This window comes from Myxococcus sp. XM-1-1-1 (assembly GCF_020037095.1).
Taxonomy (GTDB): Bacteria; Myxococcota; Myxococcia; order Myxococcales; family Myxococcaceae; genus Myxococcus; species Myxococcus fulvus.
Map to the genome: position 1 here is coordinate 1 of NZ_JAIQDH010000043.1, position 20,493 is coordinate 20,493.

Below are 20,493 nucleotides of genomic sequence, written 5' to 3' on the forward strand. Positions count from 1 at the left end.
ACATGACCCTGCTCAACTCAACCCCAGACACTGCCGCTGCTTGACCCCGCCAAGGAGCATTCCTCCCCCGAACCCCCCTCCGAACAACTACACACGATTCGGGACTTGACCGCCCTGGGCTCCGGCACCCGCGAACCGAGTTCGGGGCGCCCCAGACGACCGCACGGTCGCCGTAGTGCGGCGAGCCTTCGTGCCTCCATCCTTGCCCTACCCCTGAACGGCGAGGGCTGATAGCGGGTGAATCACCGCCGGGTCCTGCGGATGGTGCAGCTTGAGGGGAACGGTGATCATCGGTGGGACTTCGGTCCCATCGTAGAACTTGGAGGTGGTCCGGGTGGATTGATGGCCGAGAACCGCCGCAACGACGTCCAGCGGCACACCGCCCTGAGTCGCCTTCACGACCGTCCCCTCGTTCTTGGCCCACGTCGCGAAGCTGTGCCGCAACTCACCGGGGTTAAGAGGCTGCTGGCCGATGCGGGCCGAGGCGTATCCAATGGATTCGCGCACGGTGTTCCTGCTGGGAGCCGAGCCCCGAGCCTGAAGTCGTTGTGCCGCGGCCAGCGCCTGGGCGTCGAGGCTGATGATGTGGACGCGGCCGTTCTTGTGCAGGAAGCGTGCGGTGCCCGCGATACCGGACGGGTCGTTGATGACGCGCAGTTCCCCCTTGCCAGAGGCCAGGCGCTCGATCTCCGAGTTGTGCATCCCGGTCTTGGCGCGCAGGCACAGCACGTCGCGAACCACCTGCGAGTTGAGGGCGCCGTACAGCCTCTCGACCTGCGCCATGCTGTAGCCTTTGGCCCGCAGGCCCTTCTCCGCCACCGCCGGCGGCACTTTCATGCCCAGCGAGGGGTCCTCACCTGCCTTGATGCGGTCTTCCTCACGAAGCCACGAGAAGAAGCTCTTGAGGATGATGATCCGCATCTTCTTGGCCGTGTCCCACCGGGCGAGCGCGCGGCGCAACTCCAGCAGCGTGACGGAACCCAGGTCCTTGCCGGCCAGCACCACAGCCCATTGCGACAGGTACGTTCGCGCGTCTCGCCGGTAACCTTCGGTTCGACCCTTTGCGGCCAGGTGCGTCAAAAATCCCTGCACGGCCTCCTCGTCCAAGTAGACGGCGCCGCCGTGCATAACGGCCACCGCGTGGTTTCGCGTTCGGTACCCGTGAGGGTCTCGGTCGAAGAGGGCCAGTTCCGCGAGCGCTGCCCGCTCGTTCCCAGCATCGAGCTTGATGCTGTACCTCACGCCGGATACGGACCGCTCCAGCTGGTAGATCGTCTCTCCGGCCTTGTTCAGGTACGTCCGGCCACCGGCCCACTTTCCAGTCCACTGCGGCATCGCCTCGTCCTCGTTCTACGTACTACGTACAACCTACGTACACGAGGCATATTCCGCACGGCTTTCAGAGGGAACAGGACCAAGCTTCAAAACCGGTGAGGGGCTGCGAGAGCAGTCCTTGGTGAGTTCGATTCTCATGCTCTACCGATAGCGAACTCAGAGGTTTGTGCCCTGTGAAATGGCAGAGGCCGCGCCTCAGCAGGCGTCAGGGCAGCTGAAGCGAAGGTGACCACCCCTTCGCAAACCAGCCGTAGGCGCCATCCGCTCGTCCAGTGACTGGACACAGGATGGATGATTCCCTTCGGTCTGACGCAGGGCCTCGGCGATTGCCGCCATCCGATTCCACGCCTGCTCGTCGAACGTTCGACTGCGAATGACACTGGGGATGGGCGCGTCGTTCTCGACCAGACCCCACTTCGCGCGATCTCGCTCCAACGGGGTCCCTCGCAACAGCATCAGGGGGAACGCCTTCACCACGGGAATCCGTTGTCGAAGGCAGAAATCAACCGTGCCACGAAACGACTCCAAGGTCTGCTCGGGCAGACCAAAGATGACGGAAACCTCGAACGAAATGTCTCGTTCGTGGAGCTTGTGGATGCCCTCCACGACGCGCTTGAGTTGATTGCTCCGATCTACCGCTCGCGCCTCCTGCTCATGGATGGTCTGGAGGCCGAACTCGAGCCGCACATCAAGCCCCTCGCACGCATCGAGGAACTCATCATCCAGCGTGGAGAAATGGCACTGCAATGACAGCCGCCCCCGATACTCCAGTCGCCGGAAAGCCCCCAGAACAGCAAGGGAGTGGCTCCCGAGATTGAAGAGCGGGTCCAACACGGCGATGTCGTCCACACCCGCGCGCACAAACAAATCAATCTCCTGCTCCAGCCGGGCCAGAGGAATGTCGCGGCGACGCAGTCGACTGCCTGCCTCGCGGTGCTGACAGAACGAACATCGGAAGGGGCATCCGCGCTGGGTCTCCCAACGGATGAAGCGTTGCCGGACGGAAGGCTCGATCACTCCCTCCAGGAACGGCGATGCCAACCGGTCCAACCTTGCCTCGGCCTGCAGGCAGGAGTCAGTCTGCCCCGCCCAGTGGACACCCATGACCTGAATGCGCTCGGAGGTCGCGGCGAGAGCCACCATGGCCTCTTCACCATACCCGCGCACGAATACATCCGCCTCTGCATAGAAACGCTCAACGCCAACTCCCGCGTATGAAATCTGAGGCCCACCGAGGACGATGCGCCCCATGAATCCTCTCTGCCGGAGCATGACCAGGAGCCGCTTCACCACCTGGTCGTTCCACACGTAGACACCAAAGCCCACGTCCACCATCTCCGGTGCGAGGCTCAGGGCATTCTCGAGGATTCTCTCGAGAACGCTCGCGGCGCTGAAGCCAGGTTGATTGATGGCGAAGGAGAACTCTCGCACGTCCATCCCCGCATTCCGCAGCGCCGCGACGATGGAGGCATGCCCCAGCGGAACCCGGGGATCCTTTTCTCGGGTCCAATCGATGGAGACCAGGACGACCCGACGAGCCCGAGAAGAGGCGAAATGAGCCTCCGCGCCTTGAATGGACATGAGTCCCCCCGAACCTGGTTCGAGCGAAATGTTCAGCGATGGCGACAATGACAGTCAACCCAGACGCAGCATGACCCTTGGAATTCAATCGACTGTTGGCACCTGCCCCCAATCGAATCCCCTACATCGACTCACCACCCTGACAGGCTGGGTGGCTCGCGCCCCGGCCACCGGCGACCCCGTGTTGTGTTTTGACCCGGGCCCACTTGCCTCAGACAGAGTCCGAGCCCAGAAAGACATCGACACCACCGATTCACACCCATGCGCTCCGCTCAGTGAATCGGGTATGCTTCCGCCTCGAATTTAGTGAGGCAACGATGCTCGCAGCAGAACTTCACGGGAAGCTCGGGGATGGAACCAATGCGCGGGACCGCATGGAAGATGTCCTGACGTCGAACGTCTTTGGCCTCCTGCGCTGTGTGGAACATTCGAAACTGCTGATTCCTTGGCTTTCACGGTGCCTCCGAGCGGAGGACTCTTCGCCTGAGCTGATTGATGAAGCCTTCGACCGCGCGGACATCCGTTTTTGGCCACGCTTGAACCGGCGAGAGCTGGATGTCCTGATCTTGCTCCATGGCTCACGGGCATTCACGTCGTGGGCGTCGAGTGCAAGTATGAATCGGGTAAGAGCGGGGCACTCAGCGATGCCTCCGGAACAGCGCTGGAGGCCACCACTCCCACAGGAGACCAGCTGGCCGATTACATGAATGCACTCGCGGCCGATGCCGTGCGCCCACGCCCCTACCCTCCAGAAGCCGTGCACCGACGGAGTCTCATCTATCTGACCGCGCACGCCTCTGCGCCAAGAGACGAATTAGAAGCAAGTCTCCAGCTCCGCCATCCCACGGCATCAATTGACCTCTACTGGCTCGCGTGGCGTCAACTGACTCCCCTCCTTCCGCAGGAGGCAGTCGGCTCCGATGTGTCCGTCCTCCTCTCGGACCTTCGACGAGTGCTCGAACGGCGTGGACTCTCAACCTTCACGGGATGGCACGCACCGACCCTCGCGTGGAGCCTGTTTCAAACAGAACGACTCTTCCAATCCACCAGGGACGGGAAGTTCTTCGAGCGGATGCCCGCGCCGTCTCTTCCTGCGGATGCAACCTTCTGGAAGGACCAGACACGGAGAGGGGCTTGAATGTGGATCCGAATCTCGGCGAGAAAATCTACCAGGCGTCTTGCTTCATCAGCGACATCTACAAGCAGGTCCGGACCCTTCTTGTGGCCTGCGATACCCTGTTCGCGGATGCAGGAATCGCCCCCATCAATGGAAACGAGGTCGAACTCCATCGTGCCAGGAATCTCGATGCGCCCGCCGCCTGGAATCAACAGGCCGTGGGGCGACTCTATGCGCCGAAGAAACGCCCTGACGGCACGGTCTCTGCCTTCATCGTGGTGGAAGTACATCTCCGACCCAAGAGCGCAACCCACGCCCTGCTTGTACTCGCGTATGCCGAGCCCTCCCTACCCGTCATCCCCCAGGCGCTCTCGAGTGAATACAAAGAGGGTGAGTGGCTGGAGGATCTGCTCGTGAACCACTATCCCGCGCAGGCCGAATGGAATGGACTGCGCGCTGCGCATCCTCGTCACCTATCGCTCGCCGATGGCCTTCATCTCAAAGCGTGGCCCTTGACGGAGTTTACCGACGAGGAAAGCCTGGGCCGGGCCCTGCGCTCACAGCTGGCTCTCTGGGCGCCTGACCTGTTCAAGTAAACCGACGCGGCCCACAGGGCGAGGCCCGTATTCCCTGGAGCGAGGTCCGCTCCCCGCGCCCAGACTCCGGGCAGTCCCAGGCACCGCCAAAGCTGTCGCTCAGGGATTGTGCTTCAAGACGGGGTGGAATCCGCCTTCACTCCGTCCCAGGGTACTTGGAGTGCTTGCGACGCACAGATTCCGCCACTCGGTCGTGACACAGAGAATCGCAACAACGATGTTTCATCACAAAGCATCACGACAGAGTGACGCCTGCGTTCCTCCCACCCAGCGAGGGGTAAGACATACGCAATGCGGGCGGATTCTCTCTCGCAGAAGATCGACCTCGCGGAGGTCGGCATGCTGGGCGCGGGAGAGTACCTCGTTGCGGGCTCGGCCGCGGTCGTCGGTCCCCTCGCGGGCCGTCCTGGAGTGAAGACCCTCCAGCGAGGAACTTCGGACTTCATCCAGCACGGCGGCAACGCGACGAGCCCCTCCGCGGACGCCGTGGCGCTCAACCGTGACGCCGGGCGCGGCCAATGTCATCACTGCGGCCCCCGTGCCGTGATGCACGTCCGATAACCGGACGACGAAAGCTAGGGCCGCGCTGGAGACTTCAGCGCGCCCGGGCATTCACCGTTCATCGACCCTCAAGAGCGAGACCCGGTAGCCCATCCGCATCAGCTTGTCATGGGCATAGGTCAAATTGAGCTGGCTGAAGAACGGCAATGAGTGAGGCCAGTTCGACTTTCGCTTGGTGATGATGGCGAATACCACCTCGAATTTCGAGGGGTCAGGCCTCGCGTCGGGAATCAACGTACCCAGCGCAGGCTGCCCCTTCACGACTTGATTCCGGGTGTGACTCCGGTACTCCCGGTCCATCCAGAACGAGTCGGCGGATACAACACCCTGCGCGAAGAGGTGGCTCAGCGTCGCGGAGCGCGTCTTCCTCTTCACATGGACGAACTGGCAATCCTTCGTGAACAGATCACACACTTCGATTCGGGTCTTGCTCCCATCCACGAAGACGTTTCGCCGATCCATCAGCGCGTAGTTCTTCGAGGTCTTCGCCACCTGGCTGTTGTAGTCGTCCTCGTGCTGCTCGCTCCCCGCCGGAGGGAGCACGAGCTTTGAAGCGGAAATCTGTCCCAACTTCGTCTTCACTCCATCCGCGAACGTCTTGTCGACCTGGAACCAGTCTCCTCCGGAGAGGACGTAGACCTTCCCCTCCAGTTCCGTCTCGAAGACGAGAGTGTCGAACACACTCCACTTGGAGAGCGGGACCTCCGAGCGCGTGTCATGGAGCCTCACCACATCTCGCTTGAGCTTCTCGAACGAGAGCTCGTCCTCGTCCACCGTGCGGAGATACTCCTCCATCTGCAACTCATGGCGCGGAGTCGGCTCAGCCTCCGTGGAGAAGGAGAGCCCCGACGATTCGTGCCAATCGATGATGTCGGGAGGGGCCAGATGCAGGTCATCGTGCTTCTTGGAGCGGATCGTCTCGAGCAGCACCATGGAGAGACTCGCGATCACTGACGGGTCGCGCACGGCCCGCAGCTGGTCGAACCAGGGGAAATGCTCCCGGTACGCGTTGCTCTGGTAAGCCGCCAGCAGCTCCTCGCACTTCGCCCCCAGGTCTTCGACCTCCAGCTTGGCACTCAACGACAAGGAGTCCGAGCCCGCGATCAACTTCGCGAACGCCTCGTCGATGGGCTTCCCGGCGATGACCCGAGGGATGTCCTGATGCAGGTTCAGCGCGAACTCCGTCATCGGTGAGTTCCGACTCAGCTGCTTCCGAGTCTGCGTCGTCAGGCTCTCGACGCTTCGCACATCGACGCTCCGGAGCTGCTTCGGGTCCACCGAGTTCAGCACCACCTTGATGCCGAAGTCCCGCTCGAAGCAGTCGACCTTCAGCAAGTTCCTCCCGTGCCCCTGCGTGAAGACCATCCACCGCTTCTGGACACGAACAAAGAGCACCGCACTGATGTTGTCGTTCTTCAGCTCCGGAAGGCGCCCCTCCAGCATCGGCGCCACGAAGCCCATCCAGGCAGCGGACCTGGCGCGCTTGGACTGCACGTAGAACTCCCCCGTGAAACCAAGGCCGCGCTTCACCCCTATCTGAGTCACCGAGGCAGGGTCCTTGAGACAGTCCTTGGGACTCTTGAACTCACTCTTGATCAGCAAAGCGGTCAGATGTCTGACGCGCTTCCGCGACTGAGCCTTCTTCGTGGCCATTCACTCCCCCAATCGAATGTCGTGTTTCGATCTGGAGGATGGGCCTCAGGGGTTGGGATGTCTCTACCACCCCAGGGGTACGCACGGGGTGGCGCTAGCCGGCGCGGCGAAACACACCATCCAGCGCCCGGAAGCGCTCCAACGTGCTCGCGGGAATCTCGTCGAGCGCCGCCACGAGCGGCAGCGTGAAACGGTGGAAGCTCGCGTCGTACAGCGGCTGCCCCACGAACCGCGCGCCCATCTTCCTGGCGAACAGCGACGGCGCCCGGGGCATCCGCAATCCCGCCAACAACCCCTGCCCCGCCCGCTCGCGCTCCGCCGGCGTGTAGAACGGGCTCCTGGGGATCGCGGGCGACTCATGAGGCACCGTCGACCTCACCCGCCAACGCGGACTCACCCAACCCCGGTGCTCCGCCACACACGCAATCAGCCGCGCGTCCTCATGTGAGTCCGTGTCCATGTTGGCCGCGGCAACCCAGTGCGTCACACCTCGCCGCCGGCTCTCCGCGTAGATGCCCGCCTGCAGGTGCGCCACCGCCTCCGTGTGCCGCCACTGCTCCAGCACGCAGAAGCGCGCCGTCTCCGCGATGACCCGCCCCGGCCCCACCAGGCTCGACAGGTCCAGCTTCTGCTCCATCTCCACCCCAAGCCGCCCTCCCGTCGCCAGCGCCACCTCCGGATTCGTCAACAACATCCGCAGCGTCGCCACCGGCGCCCGGTCCGCGTAGACCACCAGATGCACCGTCGTCTCCAGCGTGTCGAAGCAGCTCACCTCGCGCCGCGTCGGTGACGGCTTGCCCCCCAGCAAGCGCAGCTCTCCTCCGAAAACAGCCCAGCGGATCCGCAGCGCGTCATCCAACTCGCGCTGGGTGGTGGCGACTCGGCAGTGCATGGACGTCATGGGTCCCTCCTGAAACAGGCCGGCGACATACCGACCCCGTCCCCCTTCTTCGGCGCCGCCGCCCCGACTGCGCCCACCACCCCATGTCTCGTCCACCGCGAGCCATACCACCCGGGAGGTACAGACATTGCTTCGCTCCGCGACCAACCTTGTGCGGACGTGAGCGAGACACGGGCCGTCGAACTCACCGAGCCGGTAACGAAAGGACACACAGTTCGATGTCAACCCGAGAGCGGGCATGTGTTCCCGGCGAGGAGTGGGGATGAGACTTCCAACACCAACGGAGGAGCAGGAGCTTCACGAGCGCGTCCTGAAGGATGAGTCATTGGCGCACAAGGAGGTCTTCGAGGTCTTCGTCGACCCAATCACTGCGCGTCTGTGCAGGAACCCGATCTACTCCAAGGAACAGGCCTGGGACGCAGTCATCGATGTCATCTACGACTACCTGGACCATCCTGAGCGGTTCGTCCCTCAAAGAGGTCGGCTGTCCACCTACCTGGCCGCGGCCGCCAAGAAGAACCTCACGGATCGCTATCGCTCCCGAGAGGCCAGCAACCGCCGGGACCAGGAATTCGGGGCCGTTTTCGAACTTCGCGCGAGGGCACCGAAAGAAAGCCTGGAGGTCACCGTGGAGGCCAGGCTCGCTGTGAGACGCATCGAAAATGAGGGAGTACCAGAGCGAGACCAGGTGCTCATCGGACTGATCCTCCAAGGGGAGCGCTCCACGCGCGTCCTCGCCCAGGCCATAGGGCTGCCCCCTATGTCGGATGAGGACCGCAAGCGCGAGGTGAAGCGGAATCGAGACCGCGTCATGAAGAGGTTGGAGCGCTTCGGAAAGGAGGACCGAGATGACGAATCCTGAATGGCTCGAGCGAGCGGCCCGACGCGGCCGGAGCGAGCCCTGGTCAATGGCCTACACATTCGAGCAGTACAGACAAATCGAGGGCATCAGCGAGGACACGCTGGCGGAGGAGCTGGGGTGCACCCAGGAGACGCTCCACTGGATGTCCCTGTGCCGACGCCCCGAAGGCGACAGCTTCAGCGAGCAGTGCACTGCCATCGCCCAGAAGTTCGGAGTGGACCGTCTGACGCTGATGCAGGTGATTCGCCACGTCGACGTCATCAATGTCTTCTCCAACGGCACACGAACCGGGTCGACGACCCCCATCCGGATGGCGGCCCAAGACCACCTCCCGGATGAAGAAACGGACACGTGATGGAAAGCTGGCTGCAAGAAGCGGTGGAGGCCTGTGCACTGAAGGACTGTCATGCGTCCGTCCATGACCTGCTCGACTGCTTCTGTGGCCAGTTCCACATCCGCCCCGTTGCCCTCCCCAGGTTCACTCCGCAGACAGCCCAGGACTGGCTGTCTCGCCGGAGCCCGGGGCAGTGGTTCACGACACAAGATCATGACCTCCATGGCTTCATGGCCTGGTGGCGCGGACACGGCATCCTCTTCTTTGACAATCAGCGCAAGGAAGCGGAGCAGCGCTTCACCATCGTCCACGAGGTCGCACACTTCGTCCTGGAGGAGTGGCTCCCCCGCAGACGAGCCCTGAGCATCTTCGGCCCTGAGATACTCCCGGTCCTCGATGGCGAGCGGGCCCCCTCTCCCGAGGAGGCCCTGACCCTGTTCTTCGAACAGGTCCCACTGAATCTGCGCACGGACCTCATGGCCCGTGATGGCTCGGGGGGCTACGCCAGCCGGGACGTCGTCGTGGCCGAGCACCGTGCGGACCGGGTCGCCCTCGAGCTGCTGGCGCCCGTGGAACGCGTCCTGCCTCTCGTGAAACAGCACTCGCGGGAGGACGCCATCAACAGCCTGCGGTTCCAGTTCCACCTGCCGGTGGAGAAAGCCACCGAATACGTCGATGGGCTTCGGCGGCGGCTGCGCGTGTCCCGTTTTTCCATCGCGGAGTTCCTGGGAGTGGAGGAGGGGTAATCCATGTCGAGTGACTTGCCGCCCGAGGCGGACGAACTGAAGGAAGAGTTGTTTGGCGATGCGGACTACCGTTCGGCGTTCGGCGAGGACCTCGCCTCGACGTTGGACCTCGACCGGTGGTCCACGGGGCTCGACCTCGACAAGATCATGGAGCGGTTCCGCCGGGAGATCGCCAGCGCCGTCCACAAGGAGGGCGAGCTGCGCGCCATCGTCCGCAGCGAGCTCTTCCCTCGGCTGGCCACGCGCCCCGATGCCTTCCCGGACGCCGGTGTCTACAAGGTCACGCCAGAAGACCTGTCCCTCGTCCACGAGCGCCTGCTGTTTCGCAGCAAGGTCGACGCGGTGACCGGAACCCACGTCTCCCATGACAGCCTGCCCATCGGCATCTCCCAGATTGGCGTCGGCATCGTCAGCTACCAGGGCACCTCGGGCGCCTTCACCAAACGCCTGTTCCGCAAGGAGATGGCGTCCCAGAACACCAGCAACCCCCTCCAGGAGGCGATGGACTTCATCGACATGCGCCAGAACCGCTATCAGGGCAAGCAGGACACCCTGTCGCGCATGGCCCGCCGTGGCATCCAGGCCTATGCCGAGCGCGCCGCGCTCGTGGAGAAGGCCACCGCGGAGTGGCGCATGGGCTCCGGCAATCCGTGCGCCCACGAGCTGCTCTCCGGCTCGGGGTACATGTCACTCCTGGACCGCTCACTCACGGTGCTCGAGCGGCTCATCCACGAGCACAAGAAGTTCGTCTACGTCTCCGACTCCCTCACCGACAGGGGATTCCTCACGATGGGACTCGCGCTGGACGCTGGCGAGTATGCCCTCCTGGAGACACTCAAACGCGAGGGCACGCAGATCGTCCGCAATTGGGAGTACGGCGGACGGAGCAAGCACCGCGCCTGGAAGTTCGTGAGAGACTCGAGCCCCTGCGTCGTCAAAGGCATCTTCCGCGTATCGGACCACTCGGCGCCGCGCTTGTTCTACGCGCACAAGGACCACGCCCACGAGGCCGCCTGGGTGGCCATGGCCGACAGCATCCTGCGCCCCGAGCGCGGGTTCCCGATGCTCCTCGATGTCGCGGCGGTGACGTGCCGCGGTGTCTTCGGGGTCGATGGTTTCCTGGGGCTCGTCGAGGACGCCTACACCCAGGCCGGAGCCAATCTGCAGTTCATGACCGAGCGCGGGATGCGCCGTTAAGGGGGGACCACGGATGTCCAACGATGGCAAGGAACCGAGGCCGCAGGGTGCAGGCAACATCAACGGGAAGTCTCCCTCCCTCCAGATAGTGAATGGCGCACGTGCCGTACCTCCACGCAACGGCACGCCACCGCCTCACGGCGCCACGAGGACCCCACCGCCGAGCGCGCAGCGAGAGCCGACTCCCAACGGCGCGGCCGGCCGCCCTCCGCCTCCGAATGGCTCGGCTCACCGGCCCAACCCTCCTCCTGTGTCCGTCGGACGTGCCCCGTCATCGGTGCAGGCATCGGACCGCGCCGAGCCTCCTGGGGCGCCGCCGCCCACGAAAGCGCCCTCCCCCGGCTCATCGCCTCCTGCTTCGACAACCACCTCGTCCGCCCTGAACGGCGCCTCCCGTGCCTCGGGTGGTCCTTCAACCAACTCGGGGGCGGAGGGCCCGTCCCGCACCTCGGGAGGCCCCTCGAACGTCTCCGGGCCTCCGACCTCGAGCGCGGAGGGTGCATCGCGCTCCATGGGAGCGCCTCCTGGCGCAGGCGTCACGTCTCGCGCATCAGGAGGCCCCGCCCCTGTCGCTGGAACCTCCGCCGACACAGGCGGTGCCTCTCGTGCCCCGGGAGCCACCTCCCCTGCTTCGACGCGCGCTCCCGTCCCTCTCTCGGCGAGGGGCCCCTCGATGCCCCCCAGCGGGTCTGAGAGCGTCATCCGCGAGACGCCCGCCTCGGCCCGTGCCGCGCTCGAGGAGCTGAAGAACGATTCCTCGGCGACGCGAGTCGACCCGGAGCTCGAGTCCGCCGCGGGCTTCACCCACTTCGACACGGCGTCGAGCGAGGACAACCTGCTCACCGTGCTGCTCACCCGCGCGGACCTGCACCTGCTCGCGTCCCAGACGCTGGTGCGAGTGAAGTCCCGCGAGGATGGCCGCGCCTACCTGGGCGTCGTCGTCAAGGGCCCCTTCGCCGAACCCAACGCGGTCCCCGCCAACTCGACGATGGCCGTCGGCGTCGTGACGCACGGCAAGAAGCTCACATACACGTTCGACTACCACGGTCGCGCGGAGGTGGAACTGCTCGGCGAAGAAGTGGAAGGCACCCTCAAGCCGCCCCGCTTCCGTCCCCGCCCCCAGAGCCCCGTGTTCGTGCTGACAGATGAGGAGAGCGAGCGCGTGCTCGGGGTCGGTGGCGACATGTCCCTGGGTGTCGTCGTCGGCTACGAGCAGATGGAGGCTCGAATCAGTCCTAGCGACAAGTCCGTCCTCCCCCGGCACACCGGCATCATCGGGACCACGGGCGGCGGCAAGTCCACCACCGTGGCCACGCTCGTCCACCGCGCTCAGTCCCAAGGCATCGCCACCATCGTGTTCGACGTGGAGGGTGAGTACACCCACGTGGACGAACCCACGGACCATGAGCCCATGCTCGAGGCCCTCAAGCGCCGGGGCCAGCAGGCCGAGGGCGTCCGCGACCTGCACATCCACCACCTCATCGGTCGCACCAGCCGCAACCCCCGACACCGCAACCTGCACCGCTTCTCCCTCAACTTCTCTAGCCTCTCGCCCTACGCCCTCGCGGAGATTCTCGGCCTGTCGGATGCCCAGCAGGAGCGCTTCCTCAAGGCCTACGACGTCACCAAGCAACTGCTGGAGGACTTCGAGCTCTTCCCGCAGACGGACGAAGAGAGGCGCCAGGCACTCGAAGTCGACGAGATGTCCACGGGCTATCCGAAGATGACCATCCAGCACCTGCTGGATGTCGTGAACGCCTACATCTACAGCCTGGGCGACGAGAACCGAGGGGAGACGACTCGAAGCCGCTCACGAAGCCGACGCAGGGAGACGACAGCCGAGACCTCCGAGGGAGAGGAAGAGACCGAAGAGGCGGCGGCGCCCACCGGTCCCGTGCTCCAGAGCGAGTTCAAGGCCAACCGTGGCACCGTCATGAGACGCGTCATGGCCCAGAGCAGCCGCAACGCGGTGAGCTGGAAGACGCTCTACGGCAAGCTCCACCGTCTGCGCCGGCTCAACATCTTCGACATGGGCTCGGTGCCCGGCCCCGCCTACAACTCGATGCTCGCTCCGGGCCGCGTCTCCGTCATCGACCTGTCGGACACGGACTCGCCACAGCTCAACAACCTGGTCATCGCGGATGTCCTCCGCGGCCTCCAGGAAGCCCAGGAGGTCCGCTACGAGAAGGCCAACGCCCAGGACCAGGCCGTGCCTCCCGTGCTCATCATCATCGAGGAGGCCCACGAGTTCCTCTCCGCCAGCCGCATCAGCCAGATGCCCGTCCTCTTCGAACAGGTGGCTCGCATCGCCAAGCGCGGCCGCAAGCGCTGGCTCGGACTCGTCTTCGTCACCCAGCTCCCCCAACACCTCCCCAACGAGGTGCTCGGCCTGCTCAACAACTTCATCATCCACAAGATGACCGACAGCACCGTCATCTCCCGCATGCAACGCACCGTGGGCAGTATCGACGAGAGCCTCTGGAATCGCGTGACACGGCTCGCGCCAGGACAGGCCCTGGTGTCCTTCAGCAACTTCGCACGCCCGCTCATGGTCGCCGTCGACCCCGCGCCCGTGAAACGCCTGCTCGTCGATTGAGCACGGCACTCCACGTCGTGCCCGCGTGACACCGGGCACGACGTGGTCATGGGCCGAGTCAAAGCAAGCCTCGGCGCTCCGCGAACCGGTTAGCTGCAACTCCCCCACCAGGCGTCGTCGAGCCCGCCCCGGTCCCAGCAGAACCCATTCATCCAGTCCGTGCACTGCCCGTCCACCAATTGGACATTGTAGTAGCGCGTGATGGCGTTGCGGCACCGCGCGTTGCAGCACTGCCCCTTCGAGTTCTTCATGGCCTCGACGCCGTCCTTGCTGTCGCCGACGGACATCACCTCTTCCGTCGTCTCCTGCGGCAGCCCGGGGTCCGCCTGCTGGACGTCATCCAGAGGCCCACCACAGCCCGTGAGCAGCGCCGCGACGAAACCCGTGACAGCAATCCATTTCATTCCCATCATGATACACCTCTCGCATGAAGAGACGGCCAAGCCGCCTCAGTTGAAGACACTCCTGGAAAACGACACACCTCGACCACCGACGTCACGACCCGTGACGCCGTGAAGCCATGCTCGGACGAGCCGGGCACATGGACTGCTCCGCCTCGCGAGGCGCAGCCACAAAACAAGGCACGGCCGCCGCCGACCTCCTCGCGGTGCCCTCGCCCACCTCAGCGGAAGCAAGACAAGCAAACCACGACTCTCATGGAAATGCAATCCGATGGCGTGATAGTCGTTGCCTCAGTCAACCATCCAATCCCGCGAAGACCTGGAGGCGAGAGCCCTCCTGGCCCGCGCGTCCATGTGACGCGGTCGGCCAAACTTGACGCGCGCGGCGTCACGCAGGGATGACCACGCACCGGGGCCTCGCTCCGAAGGAGCCACGCGCCCCGTGTCCAGGCCATGGCGGGCGTAAGCCACTCGACAGGCACGCATTCCGACGGTTCCCGCCACCTTCTAGCGCTCGCCCCGCGGTGACGCGCATCGGGGTCCGAGGCCTGCATGGTATGACGCGCCACCATGCCGCCCTCGGAGACCGAGTCCTACCTCCTCGACTACCACCGCCGCCTCGCCGGAGTGACGGCGCGGTGGTTCTCCCGAACGCCCGTGACTCGAGGCGACCACCGCTTCGACTCGACCTACGCGCTGCTCGCCGCCGAAGTCCCCTCGGACTCGCGCGAACACACCGTGCTCGACCTCGCCTGCGGTGATGGCTACCTGCTGGAGCTGCTCACCCAGCGTGGGCCTCACCGCCCCCGACTCCTCGGCCTCGACATGAGCGCCGACGAGCTCGCCCACGCCCAGACCCGACTCCAGGGCGCCGCCTCGCTCCATCAGGGACTGGCGCAGTCACTCCCCTTCGAGGACAACAGCCTCGACGTCGTGCTCAGCCACCTGGCCCTCATGCTGATGGACGACTGCGAACAGGTCCTCTCCGAGGTCCGCCGCACGCTCAAGCCCGACGGCAAGCTGTCCTGCGTCGTCGGCGGAGGCTTCGCCCCCACGGGCTCGCTGGCCGTGTTCCGCGAGCTGATGAAGCCCGCCATCGAGGCCCAGCCGCGTCCCCTGCTGAGCCTCGGCGACAAGCGCTTCCGCTCCACCGAGGGACTCCAGCAGCTCTTCGGCCTCGCCTTCCAACACGTCGACGTCCTCGACCTCCTCGTCCAGGACGGCGGTTCCCCGGAGCATGTCTGGGACTCGCTCGCCCAGACCTATGACGCGGACCAGCTCTCCCCCACCACCCGCGAGGACGTCCGCAAGGCCTTCCTCTCCGCCGTGGAGCCCCTGCGGGACTCCGCTGGAAACATCTCCTGCCACTGGAGCATGAGGCAGGTGACGGCACACGGCCCTCGACGCTGAAGGCAGGGGTTGAGGTGACGAATGCGTGGCCTTGTCGTCCACGCGACAAGGTCACCGACTCGTGATGCGGTGGGCGCGGCGCGCCGTGCGACTCAATCTCCTTCGCCCTCCTGGCGATTGGAGACATGCCCATGCAGCGCAGGAACTTCCTTCGACTCACCGCGATGAGCAGTGGAATCCTGGTCCTGGGACCCGGCTTCTGGCGCGCCGCCTATGCCGTCCCCGCCCGACCGGGGCCCGGCCCCTATGGCGCCATCTCAGGCTCACCCGACGCCCAGGGCCTGAGGCTCCCCGCGGGCTTCACCTCGCGCATCATCGCCCGGACCGGACAGAACGTCCCCGGCACGGGCTACACCTGGCACCTCGCGCCGGACGGCGGCGCGTGCTTCGACACCGGTGACGGAGGCTGGGTCTACGTCTCCAACAGCGAGATTCCCCTCCTGGGCGGTGTGTCCTCCATCCGCTTCGACGGCGGCGGCAACGTGGTGGACGCCTACCGCATCCTCTCCAACACGAGCATCAACTGCGCCGGAGGTCCCACCCCGTGGGGCACCTGGCTGTCGTGCGAGGAGTGGGACCTGGGCCACGTCTGGGAATGCGACCCGCGTGCCCCCTCCCAGGGCCAGCGCCGCTCGGCCCTCGGCGCCTTCACCCACGAGGCCGTGGCGGTGGACCCCGTGGGCCAACGCCTCTACCTCACCGAGGACCGCCCCGATGGCCGCTTCTACCGCTTCACGCCCTCACAGTGGCCCTCGCTCGGCGCCGGACGACTGGAGGCCGCGAAGCTCCACGGCAACGCGCTGGACGGCACCGCGAGCTTCACCTGGGTGAAGGTCTCCGCGTCGCGCTCCGCCTCGCTCCAGCTCGAGCGCTTCCTCACCACCGCTTTCAACGGCGGCGAGGGCTGCTGGTACGACAGCGGCACCGTCTACTTCACCACCAAGGGCGACAACCGCGTGTGGGCCCACACCCCCGCCACCGGCCAGGTCGAAATCATCTACGACGACGACCTCTACCCGGACTCGCCGCTCCGAGGCGTGGACAACATCACCATGTCCCGCTCGGGTGACCTCTTCGTCGCCGAGGACGGCGGTGATTTGCAACTGTGCCTCATCACCCCGGGCCCCGAGCGCACCGTGGCCCCCTTCCTCCAGCTCGACGGACACTCGGGCTCCGAGCTCACCGGCCCCGCCTTCAGCCCCGATGGTCGGCGGCTGTACTTCAGCTCGCAGCGCGGGACGGACGGCACCACCGGCGTCACCTTCGAGGTGAGCGGGCCGTTCCGCTGAACGGACGCGACTCCCCGCGCGGTGGCCGACATCGCGCGGGGAGTCCTCTCGCCTCAGGGCGAGTAGTAGAACGCGTTGCCCCAGATGAAGGCGGACTTCCCGGGCGGCGGCGTGCCCAGGTAGCAGTTGGCGCCGTCGAACCAGCCGTACTCACACACGTTGTTCGGGCCGCGCGTGACGTAATAGTTGTTGGCGTGGATGAACGGCGAGCCGTCCTGCGCGGGGACGGCGGCCACGTAGCAGTTGGCGCTATCGAAGCCCGCCTTGATGGTGTTGCCCAGCCAGCTCACGTCACCGGGGCAGGCGTCACCGGGAACCCCCACGATGAAGCTCGAGCTGCACACCGTCTGACCCGCCGTGTTGGCGACGTTCATCGTCACCGTCGAGTAACGACCCGGCAGGGCGCCGGACGCCATGATGAAGCTCAGGTAGAGCGTCGTCGAAGAGCCGATGAAGCCCTTCGTCCCGTTGCTCCAGCTCACGCCCGGCGCCGCGCTGAACGCCAGGTTGATGAGGCCCGCGCTGCCAGAGAACGACGCCGTGATGATGTACGTCCCGTAGGCCAGGCCCGAGACGTTGATGGTGTCCGCGTACGACGTCCCCGGCGTGACCGTGGTGTTGGTGGGCCAGCTCGTACACTGGGCCTCGGCGCGCACCGGCGCCCCCAGGACGAGCGCCACGGCGGCGACGGCCACCAGCGAGCCAAGACGAGACAGACCCATGCGTCCACGAGACGATGAAGAAGCAGCGTGCATACGACCTCCAGGTGATGCGCGCACTTTGCTGTGATTGATGACTCAAAAACAAGACACAACATCAACATTCCACAACAACCCATTCCGACCTGTGACGCTCGACGCTACACGTCTGACAGCGACGTCCCGGATATCTGATGACACATTGAAACTGTAGCGCCCCACGCCACAGCCAAGTCACCCCTGTCAGTCTTCATCTGTAACACCACTTGTCACAACCGAGACACGAGCACCCGACCGACGCACCGGGAGCCCGCCGGTCAGGCATCGCGCGAGGACGCCACACGCCGCATCGCCGCCCCTTTCCCGGCCCCAGGCCTCGGAGGAGGGAGCGGAGCGCGCGATGCGGCGTCGAGCCCGCCCAGCACGTCCCCTTGGCGGCGAGCCCGCGGGCCCTCGATACATCCAGTCCCAACCGGGGGCCTCTCGCTCCGGGTGTGTCCCGAGGGTGTCAGCCCGTCACGCCGAGCCGTCGACCAGGCGTCGCCCCTCCCAGAAAGGGCGCGGCACGGGCGGGAAACTGGCGTATGGAGCGCTCCATGGCGCGGAACATCGATGGAACCGAGATCAGCCGGGTGATGCGGGCCGAGATGGCCCAGCAGGTCGCCGAGCTCCAGTCCCAGGGAATCACCCCGGGGCTCTCCGTGGTGTTGGTGGGCAACAACCCCGCCAGCCAGGCCTACGTGGCGAGCAAGACGCGCGCGTGCGAGGCGCTCGGCATGCGCGGGCAGACGCTCAACCTGCCCGAGGACGTCTCCCGGGAGGAGCTGTTCGCCGTCATCGACCGGCTCAACCAGGACCCCGCCGTCCACGGCATCCTCGTCCAGCTCCCCCTCCCTGCGCACCTTCCCTACAAGGCGGTCCTGGAGCACATCGACCCGGACAAGGACGTGGACGGCTTCCACCCGCGCAACGCGGGCCTGGCCTTCGTGGGAGACCCCCGCGCCTTCATCCCGTGCACCCCCGCGGGCATCCTCGAGATGCTGCGCCGGGAGAATGTCCCCACCCGAGGCAAGCACGTGGTCATCGTGGGCAGGAGCCTCATCGTCAGCAAGCCGCTGGCCTCGCTGCTCATGGCCCCCGGCCCCGACGCCACCGTCACCATCACCCACCGGCATACGCCGGACCTGGCCTCCTTCACCCGCCAGGCGGACATCCTCATCGTCGCGGTGGGCAAGCAGAACCTCATCACCCGCGACATGGTGAAGCCCGGCGTCGTGGTCATCGACGTGGGACAGAACCGCGTCGAGGACCCCGGCTCCGCGCGCGGCTTCCGCATGGTGGGCGACGTCGACTTCGACGGCGTCAGCCAGGTCGCCGAGGCCATCACCCCCGTCCCCGGCGGCGTGGGCCCGATGACCATCACCATGCTCCTGGCCAACACGCTCCAGGCCGCGCGACAGTCCGCCCAGACCCGCCGCGCATAGCCACACCGGGGAGTCCGGCGCGCCCCATCCCGGGGTGCGCGCCTGGGCGCGACGCAGTGTGAATACATCGACGCGGCTTGCGTCGAGTACCGCACGTTTGCCGGCGCGACGGCCGGTCAGCGCCATTCACGGACTCCCCACCATGACGAAACATGTCCTCGCCCTCGCCGGGCTGTGCCTGTGGCTGTTCACGCCGGGCACCGTCCACGCCGCGCCCCGCCCGTTCGACTTCTCGCCGCGCCACCAGTCCAGGGCCCTGCGGCTGATGTCTTCGCCTTCCGCGAGGGGTGTCATGGCGGAGGGCAATCGCCTGCGGGCCCTGCAGGCCGACGTCTACGAGGACGACACGTTCATCCCCACGCATGTCTGGCTCGTCCCACTGATCCTCACGGGCGGAGGGCTCGTCGCGGGAATCGCCGTCTGCGCTTCCGGCGCGGTGGGCGACGGGGATTGCGGCAAGGCCATCCTGGGCGGAATCGTGGTCGGCGCGGCGCTCGGCCTGGGCTACCTGGAGCTGCTCGCGGACCTGGAGGACGACGAGGATTATGAGGACTACGGTGGCTGCGTCGACCAGGCGTCCTGTCGACAGGCCCAGCGCGGCGGCCCGCGCCCCACCCGGAAGGCCCAGCTCGCGTCCTCGCGAGGCCCGCAGCTCCGGCTCCCCCTGGGATTGATGCCCACGGTGGGCCGGGTCAACGACGCCGCGGTGCTCGGCCTCGGTCGCACCTTCTGACGCCCACGGCGCTCCGGGCCCTGCTGGCGACGGGCGCGGGCCCTCGGAGTGGTTTGACGGACGCTTCGCCCAAGGGACTCCTGCCCGCGAGAAGGGGCGCCGGGAGCTACTCGTCGTCGAGGGTCTCTAGCCTGATTTGCGCTTGGTCTCGGTAGAGCGGCACGACCTCGACATCCAGGACGTCCTCCAAGAGACGACGGGCGGCCTCTGGGTTGCCGGCTTGCTGGTACTTGTTGGCCTGAATCAGCACGCGCCCCAGTCGGAGGGAGCCCTCACGGATGCGGCGGGCAATCTCCTCAAGGAGCACTCGAGCTGTCGCGTCGGTCTGGAGGGCCTGCTCCGTAGCGGACGCGGGGAGTGCAACCTCTGCCGCGCGGACGCGAAGGGTGTCCCTCAGCTCGTCCGTCAAGACCAACTCCTCGCCGCCCTTCAGCACGCGGCGCTCGAGGTCATGGATGTCATCCCAGTTCATTGGCGTGGGCATTGGCTAAGCCTCACCGGCCTTGACGGCACAGGTTGAAGGGCCACTGGCGCTGCCCCTCGCAGTTTCGGAAGCACGCATAGCAGTCACCTGTCCAGCGCGGCTTCTTCTGGTCCTTGCACAGGACGTAGAGGTCCATGCATTGCTGCTTCCACCCCTCGTCCGGGTCACCCTTCTCCTCGCTCTTCTCGCCGGACTCATCGAGCGCCATCGCCGCGCCGATGTACTTGCCGGCCTCCGCTGCCGTCAGGCCTCAGGCTTCGGGGTTGCCCACGTTGCGCTGGAGGCAACAGGTCACCGTATCCGTGCATGTGGCCTGCGCGTAGGGCCCGCTCGCGCCAGAGCGGGCGTGCTCCGTGGATGCACACCCGAGCGTGAGGCCGACTGCCACCGTTACCGCGGCCCATTCGCGACACGTCTCTCCGGGAGCAGGCACAGGCTCGAACGTAACCAATGATGGACCTGATTGATAGGTCTTGCCTGGAGCAGTGAGATAGCGGGGCCCTGCACCTTTCAAG

Annotated in this window: 19 protein-coding genes and 1 tRNA gene; 12 read left to right on the forward strand and 8 right to left on the reverse strand. The window is 65.7% G+C overall.

The genetic code is table 11. From position 1 onward, the window contains the following. Positions 1-207: 207 nt before the first annotated feature. Positions 208-1,335: a site-specific integrase gene (locus tag K8640_RS41540; protein WP_223752140.1), complete on the reverse strand. Its 1,128-nt coding sequence runs from the start codon at positions 1,333-1,335 to the stop codon at positions 208-210. Between the two features lie 66 nt (positions 1,336-1,401). On the opposite strand from K8640_RS41540, the gene K8640_RS41545 reads away from it, so the two are divergent. Beyond that, a tRNA-OTHER gene (locus tag K8640_RS41545) sits at positions 1,402-1,479 on the forward strand. A gap of 51 nt (positions 1,480-1,530) precedes the next feature. Here K8640_RS41545 and K8640_RS41550 read toward each other — a convergent pair. After that, positions 1,531-2,916 carry a B12-binding domain-containing radical SAM protein gene (locus tag K8640_RS41550; protein WP_223752141.1) on the reverse strand — a complete coding sequence of 462 codons (1,386 nt, stop codon included), beginning with the start codon at positions 2,914-2,916 and terminating at the stop codon, positions 1,531-1,533. A 1,140-nt stretch (positions 2,917-4,056) separates the two neighbouring features. Here K8640_RS41550 and K8640_RS41555 point away from each other — a divergent pair. Then, complete coding sequence (locus K8640_RS41555) at positions 4,057-4,629, forward strand: hypothetical protein (protein ID WP_223752142.1); 573 nt, start codon at positions 4,057-4,059, stop codon at positions 4,627-4,629. Positions 4,630-4,920: 291 nt separating this feature from the next. Beyond that, on the forward strand, positions 4,921-5,190 hold the full coding sequence (locus K8640_RS41560) for a hypothetical protein (RefSeq protein WP_223752143.1): 270 nt from the start codon (positions 4,921-4,923) through the stop codon (positions 5,188-5,190). A 51-nt stretch (positions 5,191-5,241) separates the two neighbouring features. Here the strand turns inward: K8640_RS41560 and K8640_RS41565 are convergent, their stop codons facing one another. Both K8640_RS41565 and K8640_RS41570 read right to left on the reverse strand, forming a co-directional pair. Beyond that, positions 5,242-6,843 (reverse strand): DUF6119 family protein, encoded by a 1,602-nt coding sequence (locus K8640_RS41565; protein WP_223752144.1) that lies wholly within the window; start codon positions 6,841-6,843, stop codon positions 5,242-5,244. 94 nt (positions 6,844-6,937) lie between these two features. Further along, positions 6,938-7,744, reverse strand: coding sequence for a GNAT family N-acyltransferase (locus K8640_RS41570; protein ID WP_223752145.1), 807 nt, complete (start codon positions 7,742-7,744; stop codon positions 6,938-6,940). A gap of 262 nt (positions 7,745-8,006) precedes the next feature. On the opposite strand from K8640_RS41570, the gene K8640_RS41575 reads away from it, so the two are divergent. The 5 genes from K8640_RS41575 (at position 8,007) to K8640_RS41595 (ending at position 13,479) form a co-directional block, all read left to right on the forward strand. Continuing rightward, positions 8,007-8,606 (forward strand): RNA polymerase sigma factor, encoded by a 600-nt coding sequence (locus K8640_RS41575; RefSeq protein ID WP_223752146.1) that lies wholly within the window; start codon positions 8,007-8,009, stop codon positions 8,604-8,606. A gap of 46 nt (positions 8,607-8,652) precedes the next feature. Continuing rightward, positions 8,653-8,961: a hypothetical protein gene (locus tag K8640_RS41580; protein WP_223752147.1), complete on the forward strand. Its 309-nt coding sequence runs from the start codon at positions 8,653-8,655 to the stop codon at positions 8,959-8,961. Beyond that, entirely contained in the window at positions 8,961-9,686 is a 726-nt protein-coding gene (locus K8640_RS41585) for an ImmA/IrrE family metallo-endopeptidase (RefSeq protein WP_223752148.1), read from the forward strand. The genes K8640_RS41580 and K8640_RS41585 overlap by 1 nt, the downstream gene beginning before the upstream one ends. Positions 9,687-9,689: 3 nt before the next feature. Then, positions 9,690-10,883, forward strand: coding sequence for a hypothetical protein (locus tag K8640_RS41590; protein WP_223752149.1), 1,194 nt, complete (start codon positions 9,690-9,692; stop codon positions 10,881-10,883). A 673-nt stretch (positions 10,884-11,556) separates the two neighbouring features. Then, on the forward strand, positions 11,557-13,479 hold the full coding sequence (locus K8640_RS41595; RefSeq protein WP_223752150.1) for an ATP-binding protein: 1,923 nt from the start codon (positions 11,557-11,559) through the stop codon (positions 13,477-13,479). Between the two features lie 89 nt (positions 13,480-13,568). Here the strand turns inward: K8640_RS41595 and K8640_RS41600 are convergent, their stop codons facing one another. Beyond that, positions 13,569-13,892, reverse strand: a complete 324-nt coding sequence (locus K8640_RS41600; RefSeq protein WP_223752151.1) for a hypothetical protein — start codon at positions 13,890-13,892, stop codon at positions 13,569-13,571. 558 nt (positions 13,893-14,450) lie between these two features. Between K8640_RS41600 and K8640_RS41605 the strand changes: the two genes are divergently transcribed. Together K8640_RS41605 and K8640_RS41610 are read left to right on the forward strand one after the other, a co-directional pair. After that, positions 14,451-15,290 (forward strand): methyltransferase domain-containing protein, encoded by an 840-nt coding sequence (locus tag K8640_RS41605; protein ID WP_223752152.1) that lies wholly within the window; start codon positions 14,451-14,453, stop codon positions 15,288-15,290. Between the two features lie 125 nt (positions 15,291-15,415). Continuing rightward, on the forward strand, positions 15,416-16,579 hold the full coding sequence (locus K8640_RS41610; RefSeq protein WP_223752153.1) for an alkaline phosphatase PhoX: 1,164 nt from the start codon (positions 15,416-15,418) through the stop codon (positions 16,577-16,579). Positions 16,580-16,632: 53 nt separating this feature from the next. Here K8640_RS41610 and K8640_RS41615 read toward each other — a convergent pair whose 3' ends face one another. Continuing rightward, entirely contained in the window at positions 16,633-17,301 is a 669-nt protein-coding gene (locus tag K8640_RS41615; RefSeq protein WP_223752154.1) for a hypothetical protein, read from the reverse strand. Positions 17,302-17,873: 572 nt separating this feature from the next. Between K8640_RS41615 and folD the strand changes: the two genes are divergently transcribed. Together folD and K8640_RS41625 are read left to right on the forward strand one after the other, a co-directional pair. Further along, complete coding sequence (gene folD / locus K8640_RS41620; RefSeq protein WP_223752155.1) at positions 17,874-18,761, forward strand: bifunctional methylenetetrahydrofolate dehydrogenase/methenyltetrahydrofolate cyclohydrolase FolD; 888 nt, start codon at positions 17,874-17,876, stop codon at positions 18,759-18,761. 142 nt (positions 18,762-18,903) lie between these two features. Beyond that, positions 18,904-19,494, forward strand: a complete 591-nt coding sequence (locus K8640_RS41625; RefSeq protein WP_223752156.1) for a hypothetical protein — start codon at positions 18,904-18,906, stop codon at positions 19,492-19,494. Positions 19,495-19,600: 106 nt separating this feature from the next. Here the strand turns inward: K8640_RS41625 and K8640_RS41630 are convergent, their stop codons facing one another. Both K8640_RS41630 and K8640_RS41635 read right to left on the reverse strand, forming a co-directional pair. Then, positions 19,601-19,966 carry a DUSAM domain-containing protein gene (locus K8640_RS41630; RefSeq protein ID WP_255653895.1) on the reverse strand — a complete coding sequence of 122 codons (366 nt, stop codon included), beginning with the start codon at positions 19,964-19,966 and terminating at the stop codon, positions 19,601-19,603. Between the two features lie 22 nt (positions 19,967-19,988). Beyond that, positions 19,989-20,186, reverse strand: a complete 198-nt coding sequence (locus tag K8640_RS41635) for a hypothetical protein (protein ID WP_223752158.1) — start codon at positions 20,184-20,186, stop codon at positions 19,989-19,991. Positions 20,187-20,493 lie beyond the last annotated feature (307 nt).

Bases quoted from the DNA above. Each gene is read 5' to 3' on its own strand.
- K8640_RS41560 (WP_223752143.1), top strand. From the start codon at position 4,921: ATGCGGGCGGATTCTCTCTCGCAGAAGATCGACCTCGCGGAGGTCGGC.
- K8640_RS41590 (WP_223752149.1), top strand. From the start codon at position 9,690: ATGTCGAGTGACTTGCCGCCCGAGGCGGACGAACTGAAGGAAGAGTTG.
- K8640_RS41630 (WP_255653895.1), bottom strand. From the start codon at position 19,966: ATGAACTGGGATGACATCCATGACCTCGAGCGCCGCGTGCTGAAGGGC.
- K8640_RS41585 (WP_223752148.1), top strand. From the start codon at position 8,961: ATGGAAAGCTGGCTGCAAGAAGCGGTGGAGGCCTGTGCACTGAAGGAC.
- K8640_RS41600 (WP_223752151.1), bottom strand. From the start codon at position 13,892: ATGATGGGAATGAAATGGATTGCTGTCACGGGTTTCGTCGCGGCGCTG.
- K8640_RS41540 (WP_223752140.1), bottom strand. From the start codon at position 1,335: ATGCCGCAGTGGACTGGAAAGTGGGCCGGTGGCCGGACGTACCTGAAC.
- K8640_RS41580 (WP_223752147.1), top strand. From the start codon at position 8,653: ATGGCCTACACATTCGAGCAGTACAGACAAATCGAGGGCATCAGCGAG.
- K8640_RS41610 (WP_223752153.1), top strand. From the start codon at position 15,416: ATGCCCATGCAGCGCAGGAACTTCCTTCGACTCACCGCGATGAGCAGT.
- K8640_RS41570 (WP_223752145.1), bottom strand. From the start codon at position 7,744: ATGACGTCCATGCACTGCCGAGTCGCCACCACCCAGCGCGAGTTGGAT.
- K8640_RS41595 (WP_223752150.1), top strand. From the start codon at position 11,557: ATGCCCCCCAGCGGGTCTGAGAGCGTCATCCGCGAGACGCCCGCCTCG.
- K8640_RS41635 (WP_223752158.1), bottom strand. From the start codon at position 20,186: ATGGCGCTCGATGAGTCCGGCGAGAAGAGCGAGGAGAAGGGTGACCCG.
- K8640_RS41615 (WP_223752154.1), bottom strand. From the start codon at position 17,301: ATGGGTCTGTCTCGTCTTGGCTCGCTGGTGGCCGTCGCCGCCGTGGCG.
- K8640_RS41565 (WP_223752144.1), bottom strand. From the start codon at position 6,843: ATGGCCACGAAGAAGGCTCAGTCGCGGAAGCGCGTCAGACATCTGACC.
- folD (WP_223752155.1), top strand. From the start codon at position 17,874: ATGGCGCGGAACATCGATGGAACCGAGATCAGCCGGGTGATGCGGGCC.
- K8640_RS41575 (WP_223752146.1), top strand. From the start codon at position 8,007: ATGAGACTTCCAACACCAACGGAGGAGCAGGAGCTTCACGAGCGCGTC.
- K8640_RS41625 (WP_223752156.1), top strand. From the start codon at position 18,904: ATGACGAAACATGTCCTCGCCCTCGCCGGGCTGTGCCTGTGGCTGTTC.
- K8640_RS41550 (WP_223752141.1), bottom strand. From the start codon at position 2,916: ATGTCCATTCAAGGCGCGGAGGCTCATTTCGCCTCTTCTCGGGCTCGT.
- K8640_RS41605 (WP_223752152.1), top strand. From the start codon at position 14,451: ATGCCGCCCTCGGAGACCGAGTCCTACCTCCTCGACTACCACCGCCGC.